General features: G+C 74.8%; 19 protein-coding genes. 10 read left to right on the top strand and 9 right to left on the bottom strand.

The window, feature by feature from the left end:
• Positions 1-66: 66 nt before the first annotated feature.
• A complete protein-coding gene (locus ACFYML_RS31965) occupies positions 67-762 on the bottom strand; it encodes a DUF2785 domain-containing protein (RefSeq protein WP_387424173.1) in 696 nt (231 codons plus the stop codon).
• A gap of 292 nt (positions 763-1,054) precedes the next feature.
• Entirely contained in the window at positions 1,055-2,599 is a 1,545-nt protein-coding gene (locus ACFYML_RS31960) for a glycosyltransferase family 39 protein (RefSeq protein ID WP_387424172.1), read from the bottom strand.
• Between the two features lie 126 nt (positions 2,600-2,725).
• On the opposite strand from ACFYML_RS31960, the gene ACFYML_RS31955 reads away from it, so the two are divergent.
• Both ACFYML_RS31955 and ACFYML_RS31950 read left to right on the top strand, forming a co-directional pair.
• Entirely contained in the window at positions 2,726-3,211 is a 486-nt protein-coding gene (locus tag ACFYML_RS31955; protein ID WP_387424171.1) for a GNAT family N-acetyltransferase, read from the top strand.
• 20 nt (positions 3,212-3,231) lie between these two features.
• Entirely contained in the window at positions 3,232-3,627 is a 396-nt protein-coding gene (locus ACFYML_RS31950) for a cupin domain-containing protein (RefSeq protein ID WP_387424170.1), read from the top strand.
• 9 nt (positions 3,628-3,636) lie between these two features.
• Here ACFYML_RS31950 and ACFYML_RS31945 read toward each other — a convergent pair whose 3' ends face one another.
• Complete coding sequence (locus ACFYML_RS31945) at positions 3,637-4,872, bottom strand: MFS transporter (RefSeq protein ID WP_387424169.1); 1,236 nt, start codon at positions 4,870-4,872, stop codon at positions 3,637-3,639.
• Positions 4,873-4,941: 69 nt separating this feature from the next.
• Here ACFYML_RS31945 and ACFYML_RS31940 point away from each other — a divergent pair, with 69 nt between their 5' ends.
• Together ACFYML_RS31940 and ACFYML_RS31935 are read left to right on the top strand one after the other, a co-directional pair.
• Positions 4,942-5,445, top strand: coding sequence for a MarR family winged helix-turn-helix transcriptional regulator (locus ACFYML_RS31940; RefSeq protein WP_387424168.1), 504 nt, complete (start codon positions 4,942-4,944; stop codon positions 5,443-5,445).
• 52 nt (positions 5,446-5,497) lie between these two features.
• On the top strand, positions 5,498-6,007 hold the full coding sequence (locus tag ACFYML_RS31935; protein ID WP_387424166.1) for a GNAT family N-acetyltransferase: 510 nt from the start codon (positions 5,498-5,500) through the stop codon (positions 6,005-6,007).
• A 6-nt stretch (positions 6,008-6,013) separates the two neighbouring features.
• Here the strand turns inward: ACFYML_RS31935 and ACFYML_RS31930 are convergent, their stop codons facing one another.
• The gene (locus tag ACFYML_RS31930) at positions 6,014-7,039 is read right to left on the bottom strand and encodes a helix-turn-helix transcriptional regulator (protein WP_387424165.1); all 1,026 of its coding nucleotides are present in this window, start codon (positions 7,037-7,039) and stop codon (positions 6,014-6,016) included.
• A gap of 130 nt (positions 7,040-7,169) precedes the next feature.
• Here ACFYML_RS31930 and ACFYML_RS31925 point away from each other — a divergent pair, with 130 nt between their 5' ends.
• Genes ACFYML_RS31925 through ACFYML_RS31915 form a run of 3 tightly spaced genes read left to right on the top strand, consistent with a single transcriptional unit; the run spans position 7,170 to position 9,211 of the window.
• Positions 7,170-8,162, top strand: a complete 993-nt coding sequence (locus ACFYML_RS31925; protein ID WP_387424164.1) for a tyrosine-type recombinase/integrase — start codon at positions 7,170-7,172, stop codon at positions 8,160-8,162.
• Between the two features lie 42 nt (positions 8,163-8,204).
• Positions 8,205-8,840 carry a TetR/AcrR family transcriptional regulator gene (locus ACFYML_RS31920; protein WP_387424163.1) on the top strand — a complete coding sequence of 212 codons (636 nt, stop codon included), beginning with the start codon at positions 8,205-8,207 and terminating at the stop codon, positions 8,838-8,840.
• The gene (locus ACFYML_RS31915; protein WP_387424162.1) at positions 8,837-9,211 is read left to right on the top strand and encodes a VOC family protein; all 375 of its coding nucleotides are present in this window, start codon (positions 8,837-8,839) and stop codon (positions 9,209-9,211) included. Before ACFYML_RS31920 ends, ACFYML_RS31915 begins: the two co-directional genes overlap by 4 nt.
• 56 nt (positions 9,212-9,267) lie before the next feature.
• Here the strand turns inward: ACFYML_RS31915 and ACFYML_RS31910 are convergent, their stop codons facing one another.
• Positions 9,268-10,287, bottom strand: coding sequence for a helix-turn-helix transcriptional regulator (locus tag ACFYML_RS31910; RefSeq protein WP_387424161.1), 1,020 nt, complete (start codon positions 10,285-10,287; stop codon positions 9,268-9,270).
• A gap of 89 nt (positions 10,288-10,376) precedes the next feature.
• Here ACFYML_RS31910 and ACFYML_RS31905 point away from each other — a divergent pair, with 89 nt between their 5' ends.
• Positions 10,377-10,781: a VOC family protein gene (locus ACFYML_RS31905; RefSeq protein ID WP_387424160.1), complete on the top strand. Its 405-nt coding sequence runs from the start codon at positions 10,377-10,379 to the stop codon at positions 10,779-10,781.
• A gap of 84 nt (positions 10,782-10,865) precedes the next feature.
• On the opposite strand, the gene ACFYML_RS31900 is transcribed toward ACFYML_RS31905, so the two are convergent.
• Positions 10,866-11,270, bottom strand: coding sequence for a winged helix-turn-helix transcriptional regulator (locus ACFYML_RS31900; protein WP_387424159.1), 405 nt, complete (start codon positions 11,268-11,270; stop codon positions 10,866-10,868).
• A 97-nt stretch (positions 11,271-11,367) separates the two neighbouring features.
• Here ACFYML_RS31900 and ACFYML_RS31895 point away from each other — a divergent pair, with 97 nt between their 5' ends.
• Complete coding sequence (locus ACFYML_RS31895; protein ID WP_387424158.1) at positions 11,368-12,189, top strand: SDR family oxidoreductase; 822 nt, start codon at positions 11,368-11,370, stop codon at positions 12,187-12,189.
• Positions 12,190-12,240: 51 nt separating this feature from the next.
• On the opposite strand, the gene ACFYML_RS31890 is transcribed toward ACFYML_RS31895, so the two are convergent.
• Both ACFYML_RS31890 and ACFYML_RS31885 read right to left on the bottom strand, forming a co-directional pair.
• Positions 12,241-12,612, bottom strand: coding sequence for a VOC family protein (locus ACFYML_RS31890; RefSeq protein ID WP_387424157.1), 372 nt, complete (start codon positions 12,610-12,612; stop codon positions 12,241-12,243).
• 56 nt (positions 12,613-12,668) lie between these two features.
• Positions 12,669-14,375, bottom strand: coding sequence for an acyl-CoA dehydrogenase family protein (locus tag ACFYML_RS31885; RefSeq protein ID WP_387424155.1), 1,707 nt, complete (start codon positions 14,373-14,375; stop codon positions 12,669-12,671).
• A gap of 107 nt (positions 14,376-14,482) precedes the next feature.
• Here ACFYML_RS31885 and ACFYML_RS31880 point away from each other — a divergent pair, with 107 nt between their 5' ends.
• Positions 14,483-14,941, top strand: a complete 459-nt coding sequence (locus ACFYML_RS31880; protein WP_387424154.1) for a hypothetical protein — start codon at positions 14,483-14,485, stop codon at positions 14,939-14,941.
• A 2-nt stretch (positions 14,942-14,943) separates the two neighbouring features.
• Here the strand turns inward: ACFYML_RS31880 and ACFYML_RS31875 are convergent, their stop codons facing one another.
• The gene (locus ACFYML_RS31875) at positions 14,944-15,657 is read right to left on the bottom strand and encodes a thymidine kinase (protein WP_387424153.1); all 714 of its coding nucleotides are present in this window, start codon (positions 15,655-15,657) and stop codon (positions 14,944-14,946) included.
• Positions 15,658-15,690 lie beyond the last annotated feature (33 nt).

Here is a 15,690-nt window from a genome sequence, read left to right as displayed (position 1 = left end):
CACTGACCACGCCTCATCAGTCAACTCCCCGCGACGCACCACCGGCACATCGTCAACGATCAACCACTACAAGATCGGCAGGACACGCCCTAGGCCGCCGAGCCACTCGGCGATCTCCTGCGCGGGCAACAGCGACTCCTCGACCAGCGCATCCACGACCGTGGCGATCCGCTCGTCCTCCTCCTCGGCGAGGGTCGTGGTGCCGTTGTGCAGCAGGCCGCGCAGCGCGTCCAGCACGGCGCGGCAGGTGGCCGGGTCGGCCTCCGGGCAGCGAACCAGTTCGTCGAGGGCGTCCGCGCCGTGTGCCGCGGCGTGCGCCCAACCGTCCTCGGCGACGAGCCCGCGCAGGTCCCGCTCCTGGCGGTGGTAGCGCAGCAGGGCGTCGCGTACCTGGGTGAACTGGCCGGCGGCGAGGAACGGGTGGCGGCGGTGCCGCTCCAGCACTAGCGCGACCACCAGCATGCTGAAGGTATGGGTGAACACGCTCGGGTCACCCGTGTCGCCGATGCCGTGGAAGAGGTGCCGGTCGTCGAGCAGCGTGCCGAGCAGGGTGCGCAGCTCCTCCTCGGTGAGCCGGCCAGCCGTGATGAAGGCGCGGAAGGTCGGGTAGACGAGCTCGTCGCGCAGTTCCGGCGCGGGGTCGCCGATGTGGGCCAGCAGCGCCGGGACGAAGTCCGCCTCCCGCTCGCCGGGTCGGAGCTGGTAGTCGTCGTCCTCGATCCGCCGCAGGTCGGCCAGCAGTCTGGTCCTGGTGTCGGTCAACCCCGGATTCCTCTCAGCATCGTCGTGAACTCCTCCGCCACGAGGTCGGGTTCGTCGTGGTGTATGTCGCGGCCGATGCGGGGCGGCGATCCGATGCCGCACCGTATCGCCAGCTCGCGCGGCGGGGGAGCCCGGCTCGTACTCCCGTTCTCGCTCCTCGACCACCGTGTCGACCAGAACCAGGCCGGCGGCGTCGGGCCGCCGGGCGGCGTCCTGGGTGAACCGGTGGGAGACGAGGGCGGCCACGGGGCGAGACTGTAGCGATCATGATCGGCGTGCGCTCGGAATATGCTCAGCCGGCGTGGCGTACCTCGGTGTCCCAGATCTGCGACCACGGCCGCCGCAGCCCCCGGCAGACGTAGACGGGCAGGCCGTTCTCGTCGTTGTCGACGTCGACCCGCTGGTCGATCCGGCCGGCCTGGGTGACCTCGGTGAACCAGCCTCGTAGCTGGTCGGGGCGGGCCCAGCCGACCGCGATGACCACGTCGGCGTCCTCGGGCGGGCGGCCGAATCCGGCCATGCTGTTGTGCCCGGAGTAGGCCCGCGGCAGGCCGCGTTGCGGCCCGTACCGGGCCACCGCGCCCGCCTCGCCGTAGTTGCCGGTGAGGATCACCGCGCGCGTCCGCTGCTCGGGCGGCAGGCCGCGGTGGACGGCGGCGAGCGAGTCGGCGAAGGCCGGCCAGCCGATGGTCTCGCCGGCGTCGTAGTTGACGTCGACCACGAAGCCGGGCAGCCGGTCGGCCGGCAGGGTGGGCAGCAGCAGGACGGCGCTGCCGGCCACCGCCACGGCCGCGCCGGCGGCGAGCAGCGCCCGCCGGGCGAGCACCGCGCCCCGGCCGGCCCACTCGGCGGTGACGACCGCGCCGGCGGCGGTGACCGCCAACAGCAGCGGGGCGTCGTAGTAGCCCTTGCCGCCGGCGAGCAGCACGATGGCGAACACCACCAGCCAGGCCCAGCCGATCGCCCGGTACGCCCGCCAGGCCGGCCGGCGCAGCAGCGCCACCAGCCCGGCGACCCAGATCGGCACCGCGACCGGGCTGATGATGACCAGTTGCAGCTGCAGCGCCTCCAGCCGGCCGCTGTAGGAGCTGTCGCCGTCGGCGATCGAGGACGCCACGGTCAGCTGGGGGAAGCCGTGCGCGGCCTGCCAGAGCAGGTAGGGCGCGGCGAGCACGGCGACGATGCCGGCGGCGGCGTACACCCACCGGTCGCGCAGCAGCCGACGTGGCCCGCCGATCGCCACCCCGGCCAGCAGGCCCACCGCGAGCAGGGCGGGCAGCAGCTTGTTCAGCATGCCGACGCCGAGCGCCAGGCCGACGCCGAGGGCCCAGCGGGTGTCGCCGGTGCGCAGCATCCGCAGCGCGCACCAGGCGGCGACGAGCCAGACCAGCAGATCGACGGTGGTGGTGCTGAGCAGATGCCCGGGGGCGAGCACGATGCCCGCCACCGCGGCGAGGAACGCGGCGAACAGCTGCGCGCCCCGGCCGCCGCCGAACTCCCTGGCGATCGCCGCGACCACCACGACCGCCGCGCCGGCGATCAGCGCCGACGGCGTACGCAGCAGCACCAGGTTGCCGGGTGCGAGGGTGTCCAGCAGCCGGGCCAGGGCCGGCACCAGCGGACCCTGGTCGACGTACCCCCAGTCGAGGTGCCGGCCGCAGAGCAGGAAGTACAGCTCGTCGCGGTGGTAGCCGTACCGGCCGGCGAGCAGCAGCAGCACGGCGCTGACCGCGCCGCCGACCAGCCACGGCCCGACGGAGCGGGGACCGGCCGGCGGTGGCCCGGCCACCTCGGGCGGCGCCTCGCGGCGGTCCAGGTCGGTGGCGGGTTCGACCATGTGCCCATGATGGGCGAGGCCCGCCCCGCGCGGGGTCCCGTGCCACGGCGGGAAGGTCACGGTTCGGGTACGGACGCCGGAAAACCGGTTCGCTCCGCGGCGGGCCGGCTGACTACCGTGCCCGGAATGTGGATCCGGGAGTTCACCGAGGCCGACTGGGTGCAGGTCTGGCCGATCGTCGAGGACGTCATCACGGCCGGGGAGACCTTCCCGTACGACCCGGCGTGGCCCGCGGAGGTCGCGTACGACGTGTGGGTGGAGCGGCCGCCCGGGCACACGGTGGTCGCCGAGGCGGACGGCACGGTGCTGGGCACCGCGAAGATGGGCACCAACCGGCCCGGCCCCGGCGCGCACGTGGCCACCGCCAGTTTCATGGTGGCCGCGCACGCCCGGGGCCGGGGCGTCGGCCGGGCCCTGGCCGAGTACGCCCTGGCCTGGGCCCGCCGCCGGGGCTACGCCGCGATGCAGTTCAACGCCGTGGTGGAGAGCAACGTGGCGGCCGTTGAGCTGTACCGGCGGCTCGGCTTCGCGGTGATCGGCACGGTGCCGGAGGCGTTCGAGCACCCGGCCCTGGGCCGGGTCGGGTTGCACGTGATGCACCGTCCCCTGTGATCGTGGGCGACGATGGGTGGATGGAAGCTGAGCCGATCGAGCTGGCAGCCGCCCTAGGGCGCTTCGACCAGCTGTGGAGTCCGCGCATCGTGACCACCGTCAACGACTACGACGTCCGGATCGCGAAGGTGGCCGGCGAGCACGTCTGGCATTCCCACGAGCACACCGACGAGTTCTTCCTGGTGCTCGACGGGGAGTTGCGGATCGCCCTGCGCGACGGCCGGGACGGCGCCGAGCGGGAGGTGGTGCTGCCGCGCGGCGCGGTGTTCGTGGTGCCGCGTGGGGTGGAGCACCGGCCGTCCGCGCCGGACGGCGCGTCGATCCTCATGTTCGAGCCGTCCGGGACGTCCAGTGTGGGGGACCGGCACGACGAGGTGCCCGACCACGTGGACGCCACCACCGGGCATCGGCTCTGACCGCTCCGGTCAGCGCCCCGCCGGCACCTGCGCCACGGGCGCGGGCGGGGCGTCGACCGGCCAGCGCAGCCGGCGTACGCCGGGAACGGCGGCGGTGCCGGCGCAGGCGAGCAGCACCAGCACGCCGGCCACGGCGAGGGGCGTCGACGGCCCCCAGGCGCGGGCGGCGAGCGGGGCGAGGGCGTACCCGATCGGCATGGCGCCCAGCGACATCAGCCAGTCGTACGAGGTGACCCGGGCCAGCACGTCGGGCCGGAACTGGCCCTGCACCACGGTCTCCCAGACCGGGTTGAGGAAGCCGAGCGCGACCAGCGCGAGGCAGTACGCGGCGATGCTCACCGGAGCGGGCGCGGCGGCGGCGAGCAGGAGCAGCGGCGCCGCGTACGTGGCCAGGGCCAGGTTGCCGAGCAGCACCGGCCGGGCGGGGCGTACCCGGGCGGCGAGCAGCGACCCGAGCAGCAGGCCGACCGCGCCGCCCTGCTGCAGCAGCACCCAGACGCCCTCCCCGCCGAGGCGATCGACGGCGACCACCGGGCCGACGGTGAGCAGCACCGCCGCGGCGCCGTTCCACACGCCGTGCGCGAGCAGGCTGCTCCAGTACCAGTCGCGGGAGCGGACCTCCCGCCAGCCGAGCACCAGGTCGGCGCGGAGCGACCGGTGTGGGACGGCGACGTGCCGGACCCGGATGACCGACAGCAGGGCGGCGCTGACCGCGAACGAGGCGGCGTCCAGCACGAACGCCCAGCCCGGGCCGGCGGTCCAGACCAGCAGGCCGGCCAGGGCGGGGCCGGCGAGCCGGCTGGCGTTGGCGGTGACGCCCATCAGCGCGTTGGCCCGCTGCCGCCCTTCGGCGTCGACGGTGCCGGCGACGAGCGGGGACGCGGTGGGCATGGCGAAGGCCGAGGCCGCGCCGCCGGCGGCGGAGGCGACCGCGAGGTGGAGCAGCGCCGGGGCGTCGCCGAGCAGTTCGACACCGACGACCAGTTGGGCGGCGCAGCGCACCAGGTCGGTCACGAGGGCCACCCGGCGGGCGTCGAACCGGTCGGCGACCACGCCGCCGAGGGGGAGCAGCAGCAGCCGCGGCACCATGGCGCAGCCCAGCACCACCGCGAGGGCGCTGGTCGAGCCGGTGGCGCGGAGCACGGCCAGGGCGAGGGCGGTGGGGACGACGGCGTCGCCGAAGGCGGAGACGGTACGGCCGAGGAAGAGCAGGCGGAAGGCGCGGAGCCGGAGGGGGTGTGTCACCCCGGCAGGATACTTCGGCGTCGAACATTTCGACAACGAATATTTCGGCGACGGCGTACCGTGGGGCGGGTGACCGACCGCGACCGCACCGACCAGCACGTGGCGCGCTGGCTGCCCGTCCTGCCCGACCTCGATCCCGACGTGGAGGGCGCGGTCACCCGGATGTCGGTCCTCACCCGGCACCTGCGCGAGGTGAAGGACCGGGCCCTCGCCGACCTGGACCTCCAGGAGAAGGAGTACGGCACCCTGCACGCCCTGGCCGGACGCGGTGGCCGGGCCGCCCCCTCGGAGATCGCCGGCGACCTGCGGATGGCGCCCGCCTCGATCACCGCCCGGGTGGACGCGCTGGTCCGCCGCGGGTTCGTCCGGCGGATCCCCTCGCCGGTGGACCGGCGGCGCATCGACGTCGAACTGACCGAGGCCGGCCGGACGGCCTGGCGGCGCGCGCTCGGGGTGGTCGGCGACGAGGAGCACCGGGTGCTCGGCGCGCTCACCCCGCAGGAGCGGCGGTTGCTGTCGGACCTGCTGCGCCGGGTCGCCCTCGCCGCCGAGCACCCGCCGGTTCGCCCCTGACCGGCGCATCGGGCGGGCGAAAGCCGTTTGACGGTGCGGTGAGGATCGAGCGGTGACGACCTGGACTACCTGTTCCACCCCACCCCACGCCCCCGAAGCGGCGATCCTGCTGCGCGAGTACATGGCGGAGATGGTCCGCCGCTGGCACGGCCGGCCGGAGCGGCCGGCGGAGGTGACCGAGGCGCTGGCCGAGATGCCCAGCGACGACCTCGCGCCGCCCACCGGGCTGCTCGTGCTGGCCCGCCACGACGGGCAGCTCGCCGGCTGTGCCGGCCTGCGCTGGCGTCCCCGCTGGGCCGAACTCACCCGGGTCTACGTCCGGCCCGCGCACCGCGGCACGGGCGGCGGGGCCGCCCTGCTGGCCGCCGTGGAGGCGTACGCCCGGTCGAGCGGGGCGGACCGGCTCCGGCTGGACACCCGCGCCGACCTGGTCGAGGCCCGCGCCCTGTACGCCCGCCACGGCTACCGCGAGATCCCCGCGTTCAACGACGGCCCGTACGCCCAGCACTGGTTCGAGAAGCTGCTGCCGGCCCGGGTCGGCGACCCGGTCGCCCCGTGCTGAGCGGGGTCAATCCGACTCACCGGTCGAGGCGTCCGGGGCGGAGGCGCCCACCGGTGTCCGCACCGGGTAGAGCCGGGCCAGGGCGTGGGCGGTGGCGGCCAGCCGCTCCCGCAGCTCGGCCGGCGCCAGCACCTCCACCTCCGCGCCCAGCTTGAGCAGTTCGGTGTGGCCGTGCTTCACCGACTCGATCGGCACGCTGGTCTCCAGCCAGCCGTGCTCGTCCGGCTCGCCGGCCGCCGCCCGGGCCGCCCGGCTCATCTCGGGCGGGAAGACGTGCTGCGCGAACTCCAGCGCGGCCACCGTCATCCGCACCCGCGCCTGCCCGCGGTAGACGTCCCGCTCGTACCGCGCGGTCCACCCCTGCCAGTACCCGGCCAGGTCGAAGTCCGCCGGCCGCGCGTACCGCTCGTCGCGCACCACCAGGTCGAGCACCGCGCCGACCCGGTAGGTGCGCAGCTGCTCGCCGCACCGGGCCACCAGATACCAGCGGCCCGCCTTGAGCACCACGCCCAGCGGGGCCACCACCCGGGTCACCTCGCGCGGGGCCCGCCAGCGCCGGTAACGGATCTCCACCAGCCGGTCCTCCCACACCGCCCGGGCCAGCGTGGCCAAATGCGGGGTGGGCTCGGGCTGGCGGAACCAGCCCGGCGCGTCCAGGTGGAACCGCTGCCGCACCTGACCGCTCCGGTCGGCCAGCTCGTCGGGGAGCGCGGCGAGCACTTTCAGCTCGGCCGCGGCCACCACTTGACCGAGGCCCAGCTCGGCGGCCGGGCCGGGCATCCCGGCCAGGAACAGCGCCTCCGCCTCCGGCGCGGTCAGCCCGGTCAGCCGGGTCCGGTAGCCCTCCAACAGCCGGTACCCGCCGGCCGGGCCGCGGTCGGCGTACACCGGGACGCCGGCGGCGCCGAGCGACTCGACGTCGCGGTAGACGGTCCGGACGGAGACCTCCAGGGCGTCGGCGAGCTCCTGGGCGGTCATCCGCCCGCGGGTCTGCAGGAGCAGCAGCAGGGACACCAGGCGGCTGGCACGCACCCGGTGACGGTATCCCGGACCGGAAAACCGCTGGTGGCCCGCCCAGGTGGCGGAACGGTGTGATCTTCGTCGGATTCCGGTCGGGCGCGCCTCGTCGCGATTCCGCCCGCCGGCTGAGAGCCTTTCTCACATGCTGCGTCCCGAGGTGCTGCCCCGCGGGTCGGTGCTGCCCGCCCTGACCGGCGGGCCGGCCGACTTCACCGAGGCGTGGCTGCGGAACCGGCGGCTGTCGGAGCACACCCGCGACGCGTACCGGCGCGACGTGGCCGGCTGGCTGAGCTGGTGCGCCGGCCGGGGCCTCGACCCGCTGCGGGCCAGCTTCCTCGACGTCAACGCCTACGGCCGGGAGTTGGAGGCCACGCTCGGCGTGCGCAGCGGCCGGCCGCTCACCCCGGCCACCGTCGCCCGCCGCCTGTCCGCGCTGTCCAGCTGGTACGACTTCCTGGTCAAGCTGCGTGCGGTCGACGCCAACCCGGTCGCCGCCGCCGACCGTCCGCGGGTCGACCGGGACCACTCCGCCACGGTCGGCCTGACCCCGGATGAGGTCGACGCGCTGCTCGCGGCCGCCGAGGCGGACACCGGCACGACCGCCGCTCGCAACCGGGCCGCCATCGCCCTGCTGGCCGACCTGGGCCTGCGGGTCGGTGAGCTGATCTCGCTGGACCTGACCGACCTGGGCGCGGAGCGTGGGCACCGCAGCGTCCGGTTCGTCGGCAAGGGCGGCAAGGTCCGCCGCCGCGCGCTCACCCCCGGCACCGCGTACGCGGTGGACGCCTACCTGGCCGCCCGGGCCGCCGCGCAGGGGGTGACCGTGCCCGAGCTGACCGGGCCGCTGCTGGTCACCGCCAGCGGCGCCCGGCTGGACCGGCACTCGGTGTTCCGGCTGGTCCGCCGGCTCGCCCGGGCCGCCGGGATCCCCGCCTGGGCGAAGCTGTCCCCGCACTCGCTGCGGCACGCGTTCGCCACCACCGCCCGCGCCGAGGGCGTGCCGTTGGAGGACGTGCAGGACGCCATGGGGCACGCCGACCCGCGCACCACCCGCCGCTACGACCGGGACCGGCACAACCTGGACCGGGATCCCGCGTACGTCATCTGGGCGGCCCGGTCGCGACGGCGGGGATAAAACCGTTGACGGAGTGAGTACTCACTCCGCATGCTGGATGCCATGACGGACCCTGAGACACCCCGGCGCCGCGCGCCGGGACTGAGCCCCGACCAGCGTCGGGCCATGATCGTGCGGGCCGCGTTGCCGCTGCTCGCCACGCACGGCGCCGCGGTCACCACCGCCCAGGTCGCCCGCGCCGCCGGCATCGGCGAGGCGACCGTCTTCCGCGCCTTCCCCGACAAGGACGCCCTGCTCGACGCCTGCGTCGCCGAGGCGCTGCGCCCCGACACGGCCCTCAGCGAGGTGGCCGCGATCCCGCTCGATCAGCCTCTCGGCGACCGGCTCACCGCCGCCGCCACGGCCCTGCGCGCGCACCTCGACCGGATCGGCGCGGTGCTCGCCGCCGCCCACGCCGCCGGCCGCCCAGGCCGCGGGCAGCGCGACGTCCCGCCGGTCCGCGACCGCGCATCGGCCCGGGAGGAGTCGGCCGACGCGGTCCGGGCCGCCGTCGCCGCGCTGCTCGCGCCCGAGAGGGACCGGCTGCGGCTGCCCGCCGACCAACTCGCCGCCCTGTTCCTGGCCGTCCTGGTGCCCAGCCGCACCCCGCTGGCCGGCGCAACGCCGACCCCGGCCGAACTGGTCGACCTGTTCCTGCACGGCGCGCTGGTGCCGGCCGAACCAGAGAAGGACCGATGAGCGTCACCCTCAACCACACGATCGTCCCGGCTCGGGACCACCGGGCGGCGGCCAGGTTCTTCGCCGACATCATGGGGCTGCCGGTGCTTGCGCCGGCCGGGCGCAGCGGCCACTTCGCCCCGGTACGGGTCAACGATCAGCTCACCCTGGACTTCATGAGCGTGCCCGCGCCCGAGGGCCACCACCTGGCGTTCGACGTGGACCCGGACACCTTCGACGCGATCCTGGCCCGGCTACGCGACGGCGGGGTGCCGTACGGCAGTGAGCCCGGCGCACCCGACAACGGGCGGACCGACCATCCACTGCGCGCCCGGGGGCTGTTCTTCCGCGACGATTCCGGGAACCTCTACGAGGTGATGTCCCCGGCGTAGTGGGGGTGGCCAACCCGGCGGTCCGCGGTGAGTGACGCCACCGCCCAAGGGCCAGGTCACCCCTCGGCAGCTGGCCTCCCGTGCTCGGCACCGCGGTGTCCGGTCCCGATCGCGGCGGCCGTGCGGTCGGTGTGCCCACCCGGGTATCGGCTGACGAGCTCGGCACCGATGCGGGCGAGCTCGTCCTGAACGCAGCGGGGTTCGATGACTTCGATCAGCGCGCCCCAGCCGGCGAGGTGCCGGGCGATGTCCAGCGGGGTCGGGGCGGCGAGGCGGACGCGGACCCGCCCCCGGTCGGGTTCGCCGTCGGTGTGGCAGTGCCGGCCGAACTGGTCACGCAGGATCGGCACGAACCGTTCCTGGACGAGCACGGTCGCCCAGGTCCTCGAACGCCGCTGTTCGATCTCGTCGACGACCTCCTGCCAGGCGGCGGTGAGGACGAAGTCGTCCGGGCGTCCGGCAGGCTGATCGGTCGGTGCGGCCTGGATGATCCGGTCGACGCGGAAGGTCCGTCGTCCTCGGTCGGTTCCCGCCAGCAGGTACCAGGTGTCGTCCTTGTCGACCAGGCCCCACGGATCGACCAGCCGCTCCGTCGGTTCCCGATCGCGGCCGGCGTAGGTCAGGCGGACCTTGCGGCGCCGGACCACGGTGGTCTGCAGCAGGTCGACCATCGCAGGCCTGGGACGATCCCGCTCACCCCACCGTGCGGGGTCGATCATCGTCGCGGCGGTGGCGGCCTCGGCGTCGGCCCGGAAGGTCCGCGGCAGCGCGCCCAGAAGTTTGCGCAGCGCCGCCCTGGCCTCGGGCGAGACGGCGGCGGGGCCGACGAGCAGGAACAGTGCCTGCGCCTCGGCCGCCGTCAGGCCGCTGAGGTCGGTGCGGGCGCCACCGACCAGTGACCAACCGCCACCGCGGCCGGGCTGCGGATAGACCGGGACGCCGGCCGCCGCGAGCGCCTCCAGGTCCCGGCGGGCGGTGGCGACCGACACCTCGAGGTCGGCGGCCAGCTCGGCCGCGGTCACCCGGCCACGGATCTGCATCAGCAGCAGGACGGCCACGAGACGATCGGCGCGCATGAGCCAGGATCCTCCCACAAAGTGCTCAGAAGGTGAGCACTTTGAAGCGGAGGATGGCTGGTGTCACCGATCAAGAAGGGAATCCTCCGATGCTGCGAGGCCTCACCACCGTCAGCTTCTTCGCCGACGACGTCACCGCTGCCGCCCGCTGGTACGCCGAACTGCTCGGCGTCGAGCCGTACTTCATCCGTCCGGTCCAGGGGACGCCCGCCTATGTCGAGTTCCGTATCGGCGACCTGCAGCACGAGCTCGGCATCATCGACCGCCGTTTCGCCCCTCGCCCCCGCCCGGAGGAGGCCGGCGGCGCGGTGATCTACTGGCACGTGGACGACGTCGAGGCCGCATTCGAGCGGCTGCTGTCCCTGGGTGCCACGGCCTACGAGAAGCCGGTCCAGCGGGGGCCCGGCTTCGTCACCGCCTCTGTGGTCGACCCGTTCGGCAACATCCTCGGCGTCATGTACAACGAGCACTACCTGCAGATGGTGGGCCGATGACGCACCTTGCGGCGGCCGCCGGACGGGAGCCGCCGACGGACACGTCCAGAGCGCGCCCTACGCACCCGAGAACGGGCGGGCCGATCAGCGCCGGCCGGCGCCTCGCGGCCGGGCGTCGTAGTCGCGGCGGGCCTGGTCGACCTGGTCGAGGTTGACGGCCGACCACTCGGCGAGGGTGGCGAACAGCGGCGCGAGGGTGCGCCCCAGCTCACTGATCTCGTATTCGACGCGGGGCGGGACCTCGGGGTGGTAGGTGCGTACGACCAGGCCGTCGCGCTCCAACTGCCGCAACCGCTGGGTGAGCACCTTCGCGGTGATGGTGGTCAGGCGGCGTTCCAGTTCCACGAACCGTTGCCGCCCGTATTCGTGCAGCGCCCAGAGGATCGGGGTGGTCCAGCGGCTGAACACGATGTCGACCACCGGCGCGATCGGGCAGGCCTGCTCGGGGTCGAGCGCCGCCGGGTACACCGGCGTGGTGGTCCTGCTCACAATCGCCTCCCAGGCCGTTACTTTCCTCTAGGTACCTACTATATCCAGGCAACTAGCGTCCTGAGGTGTCCAGAGAGCACACCGAAAGGAAGCAATCATGATCGTGGTGACGGGAGCGACGGGGAACGTCGGGCGGCCGCTGGTGCGAGCGTTGGCCGCGGCCGGGGAGCCGGTGACGGCGGTGTCGCGGCAGGTCACGGCGGCCGACCTGCCGGCCGGCGTACGGGCCGTGCCCGCTGACCTGGCCGCGCCGGCCGACCTGAAGCCGGCGCTGCACGGCGCGGAGGCGCTGTTTCTGCTGCTCACCGGGGAGTTGCTGGCGGCCGACCCGAGCGAGATCCTCGCCGCCGCCCGCGACGCCGGGGTGCGCCGGGTGGTCCTGCTCTCCTCCCAGGGAGTGGGCAGCCACCGCTACCCGCCGCAGATCGAGGAGGCGGTGACGGCGTCCGGCCTGGAGTGGACGGTGCTGCGGCCCAGCGGCTACCACACCAACGCCTTTGCCTGGGCGGAGACGGTGCGCGGCACCCGCGCCGTCACCGCGCCCTTCGGTGACGTCGGTCTGCCGTTCGTGGACCCGGCCGACGTCGCCGAGGTCGCCGCGGCAGCGCTGCGGCACGACGGCCACGGCGGCGCCACGTACGAGCTGACCGGCCCGGAACTGGTCACGCCTCGCCGGCAGGCGGCGGCGATCGGCGACGCGCTCGGTGAGCCGGTGCGGTTCGCCGAGCTGAGCCCGGCGCGGGCCCGCGCGCAGATGCTGCAGTTCATGCCCGAGCCGGCCGTGACCGCCACGCTCGGCATCCTGGGCGCCCCCACGCCGGCCGAGCAGCGGGTCAGCCCCGACGTCGAGCGGTTGCTCGGCCGGGCGCCGCGTACCTTCGCCGACTGGGCGGCGCGACACGTGGCCGCCTTCCGGTGACCGGCCCACCGGCTCGCCGGGCGGTGGTCGCCCGACGAGCCGGCCCACGGCTCAGCCCTGCGGGCGCGGGCAGATGCAGAACGGCTGGCCGATCGGGTCGATCAGCACGGTCCACCGCTCGCCGCCCGGCTGGAACTCCGGCCTGGTCGCGCCGGCCGCCACGAACTCCTTCTCGGCGACGGTCAGGTCGTCGACGTACACGTCCAGGTGGTAGCGCTTGCCGGCGGTTTCGTCCGGCCAGGCCGGCGGCGTGTATCCGTCGACCAGGCCGAAGCCGATCGACGTCCCGTCCTTGCTGATCATGGCGTATTCGGCCTGGCTGTGGGTGACCTCCCAGCCCAGGACGCGGGAGTAGAACTCGGCGTGGGCGGCCGGGTCGGAGCTGTCGAGGTTGACCATCGCGAGGTCGGCGTGCACTGTCATGCCGGCCATTCTGTCGGCAGATCCTGACATCCTCTGGCAGGTACCGGCCGGCTCTTTCAGCAGAGCAGCTCCAGGTGCCGGTGGGCGTCGGCGGCGATGTCCTCGTGCCGCAGCCGGCGCCGGGCCCAGAGCCAGGCCGCCGTCTCGGCCTGCTCGTCGCCCCACGCGGCGTGCTCGACCAGCAGCGCGGCGGTGAGCGCGTACGCGATGCGCAGCGCCAGCCCGCGCGCCCCGGCGACCACCTCGGCGGCGGCCGGGTCGGCGGTCACCTCGGCGAGCCGGGTGCGCAGCTCCTCGGTGACCGCCGCCAGGGTGTCGGCCAGGGCGGGGGAGAGCGGGCGGGCCAGGTCGACGGCGGCGGCCAGCCGGCGCAGCAGCGGCGCGCCGGCGTCCTCCCGGGCGACCGCGCGCAGCACGTCCAGGGCGAGCACATTGGTGGTGCCCTCCCAGATCGGCAGCACCTGCGCGTCGCGCAGCAGCCGCGGCACCCCGGTGTCCTCGACGTAGCCGGCGCCGCCGAACGCCTCGACGTACTCGCTGGCGGCGGCCACGGCGAGCCGCCCGGTGGCGAGCTTGGCCAGCGGCGCGACCACCCGCAGCTCGGCGGCCGCGTCCGGGTCGCCGCCGACCTCGACCCGCCCGAGCAGCGCGAACGCGTGCCCGGCGAGGACGAACGCGCCGACCGCGTCCACGGCGAGGGCGCCGAGGGTGGCCCGGTGCAGCGGCGACTCGATGAGCCGTCCGCCGGTCACCTGCCGGCCGTCGGCGTACGCGCGGGCGTACGCCAGGCCGCGGCGCATGCCGGAGGCGGCGGCGGAGGCGTTGTGCACCCGGGTCACCACGACCAGGGTCATCGCCCGGACCAGCCCGGGCACGGCCGGGTCACCGAGCGGCAGTGCGTACGCGTCGCGCAGCCCGATCTCGGCGGTGGGCAGCGCCCAGGTGCCGAGCTTGTCCTTGAGCCGGTGCACGGTCACCCCCGGCGCCGGCGCGTCGGGGGCGGCGGAGGCGCCGGCCAGCGGCGAGTCGGCGGCGTAGCGGGGCACCAGGAACGGCGCGAGGACCCGGCTGCCCCGGCCGGCGCCGTCGGGCCGGGCCAGGGCCACCGCCATCGGCGAGTCGGCGGCGGAGCAGAACCATTTCTCGCCGGTCAGCCGCCACGACCCGTCGGCGGCGGGCCGGCCGATGGTGCTGGACCGGGACAGGTCGGAGCCGCCCTGCGACTCGGTCATCCACTGCCCGCTGACGATCGCGGTGTCCGCGTCGGTGGAGATGAGCCGGGGCAGCCAGGCCTCGCGCACGGCCCCGTCGACCTCGGGGAGGCTGAGCAGCGCGGCGGCGCCGTCGGCCATGGCGACCGGGCAGGAGAAGGTGGCCGACTCCGGGGCGTACAGGTGCAGCAGGGCGTGCTGAACGACGCGGGCGGCGGCCCCCCAGGTGCCGCGCGCGGACCCCAGATAGGGCAGCGCGACCACGGCGTGCCGGGCGGCGGCGGCGCGCTGGGCCTGCCAGCCGGCCGAGGTGTCGATCCGGTCGACGCGGGCGCCCCAGGGGTCGTACCGGACCAGGGTGGGTGGGTGCGCCTCGGCGTCGACGTGCGCGGCCCGCAGCGGCCCGGCGACGTCGGCGGCCAGGTCGGCCAGCCGGCCCTTCGCGGCGGCATGCCCGTCCGGGCCGAGGTGCCGCTCCAGCCAGGACCGCAGCAGTGGGTCCCCGCTGTACGGGTCGTCGGGGGTCGGTGCCGGCTGCACGTAGCGGGTCATGCTCACTCCTTCGAGGGGTGTGGGCCGACGGTAGACGATGCCGCCACCGACGCGACAGGGTCAATGTGGCTGCGCGGTGACGTAACGGGCACATACGGTCGATCCCGATGGGCAAGGAGCATGCGTGGAGCCGGCCGGCCCGGCCCCGCCGGCCGGTCCGCAGCGGTCTGCTGCTGGCCGGCCTCGGGCTGGGCCTGTGCCTGATCGGCGTGGCCGGACTGGGCGTCTGGAACGTGCAGATGATGCTGCAGGCCAACGGCCCGGTCCGCGACACCGCCGACGCGTTCCTGCGGGAGGTGGCGTCGGGGGACACCGACAAGGCGTACCAGAAGCTGTGCCGGGACGCGCGCAGCCGGTGGAGCGCGGTCGGCTTCGGCAGCTGGGTGCGCACCCCGCCGCAGGTCAGCGGCTACGAGATCACCGATGTGTCGGTGGCCACCGAGCGCGGCATCCCGCGCGCCACGGTGAAGGCGCGGCTGACCCGCGACGGCGGCGCCAGTGAGGAGCGCAGCCTGCGGGTGGTGCAGGAGGACGGCAAGTGGCGGGTGTGCGGGGACCCGTTCTGACCTCAGCGCGGGCCGAGGTCACCGGAGCGGTAGTGCCGGCGGCAGAGCACCTGGTAGCGCACGTCGGCGTCGTCCACGGTGTCGCCGATGACGACCTGCTCGCCCTCGCGGACCACCCGCCCGTGCACGACCCGGGCGTTGAGCAGCCCTTCCCGGCCGCACCAGCAGAGCACCTCGATCTGGATGCGGGCCACCTCGTCGGCGAGTTCGAACAGCCGCTGCGCGGCCGGGAAGAGGCAGGAGCGGAAGTCGGTGGCCAGGCCGAACGCGTAGACGTCGACGTCGTACTCGTCGACCAGCTCGGCCATCTGCTCGACGTGCTCAAGGTTGTAGAAGGAGGCCTCGTCGCAGATCAGGTAGTCGACGCGTACCCCGTCGGCGAGCGCGTCGCGGACCAGGTCGCGCAGGTCGAGCTCGTCGGTGACCTCGATGGCGGCGTGCGCCAGGCCGATGCGGGTGGTGACCTGCGGGCCGAGTGACCGGTCGATGCGGGTGGTGACCAGGCCGCGGCGGCCCTGCCGGGCGTGGTTGTAGTTCATCTGCAGGGCCATCGTGGACTTGCCGCAGTCCATCGGCCCCCAGAAGAACTTCAGCGCGGCGGCGTGCAGCGGCCGCCCGTCGCCGCCACGGGCGGCGGCGCAGCCGCCGGCACGGTCGGTGCCGGGGCCGGGGAGGGGCCGGGCCAGGCAGATCGGGGCGGCGGCGTTGTCGGTCACGTCGGGGCAGCCTAGTCCATCGACGCGAGAGGA

Origin of the sequence: Micromonospora sp. NPDC007230 (assembly GCF_042869115.1) — a bacterium.
Lineage (GTDB): Bacteria > Actinomycetota > Actinomycetes > Mycobacteriales > Micromonosporaceae > Micromonospora.
The sequence above is the reverse complement of the archived record's forward strand: the minus strand, read 5'-3'. Positions and strand labels throughout refer to the sequence as shown.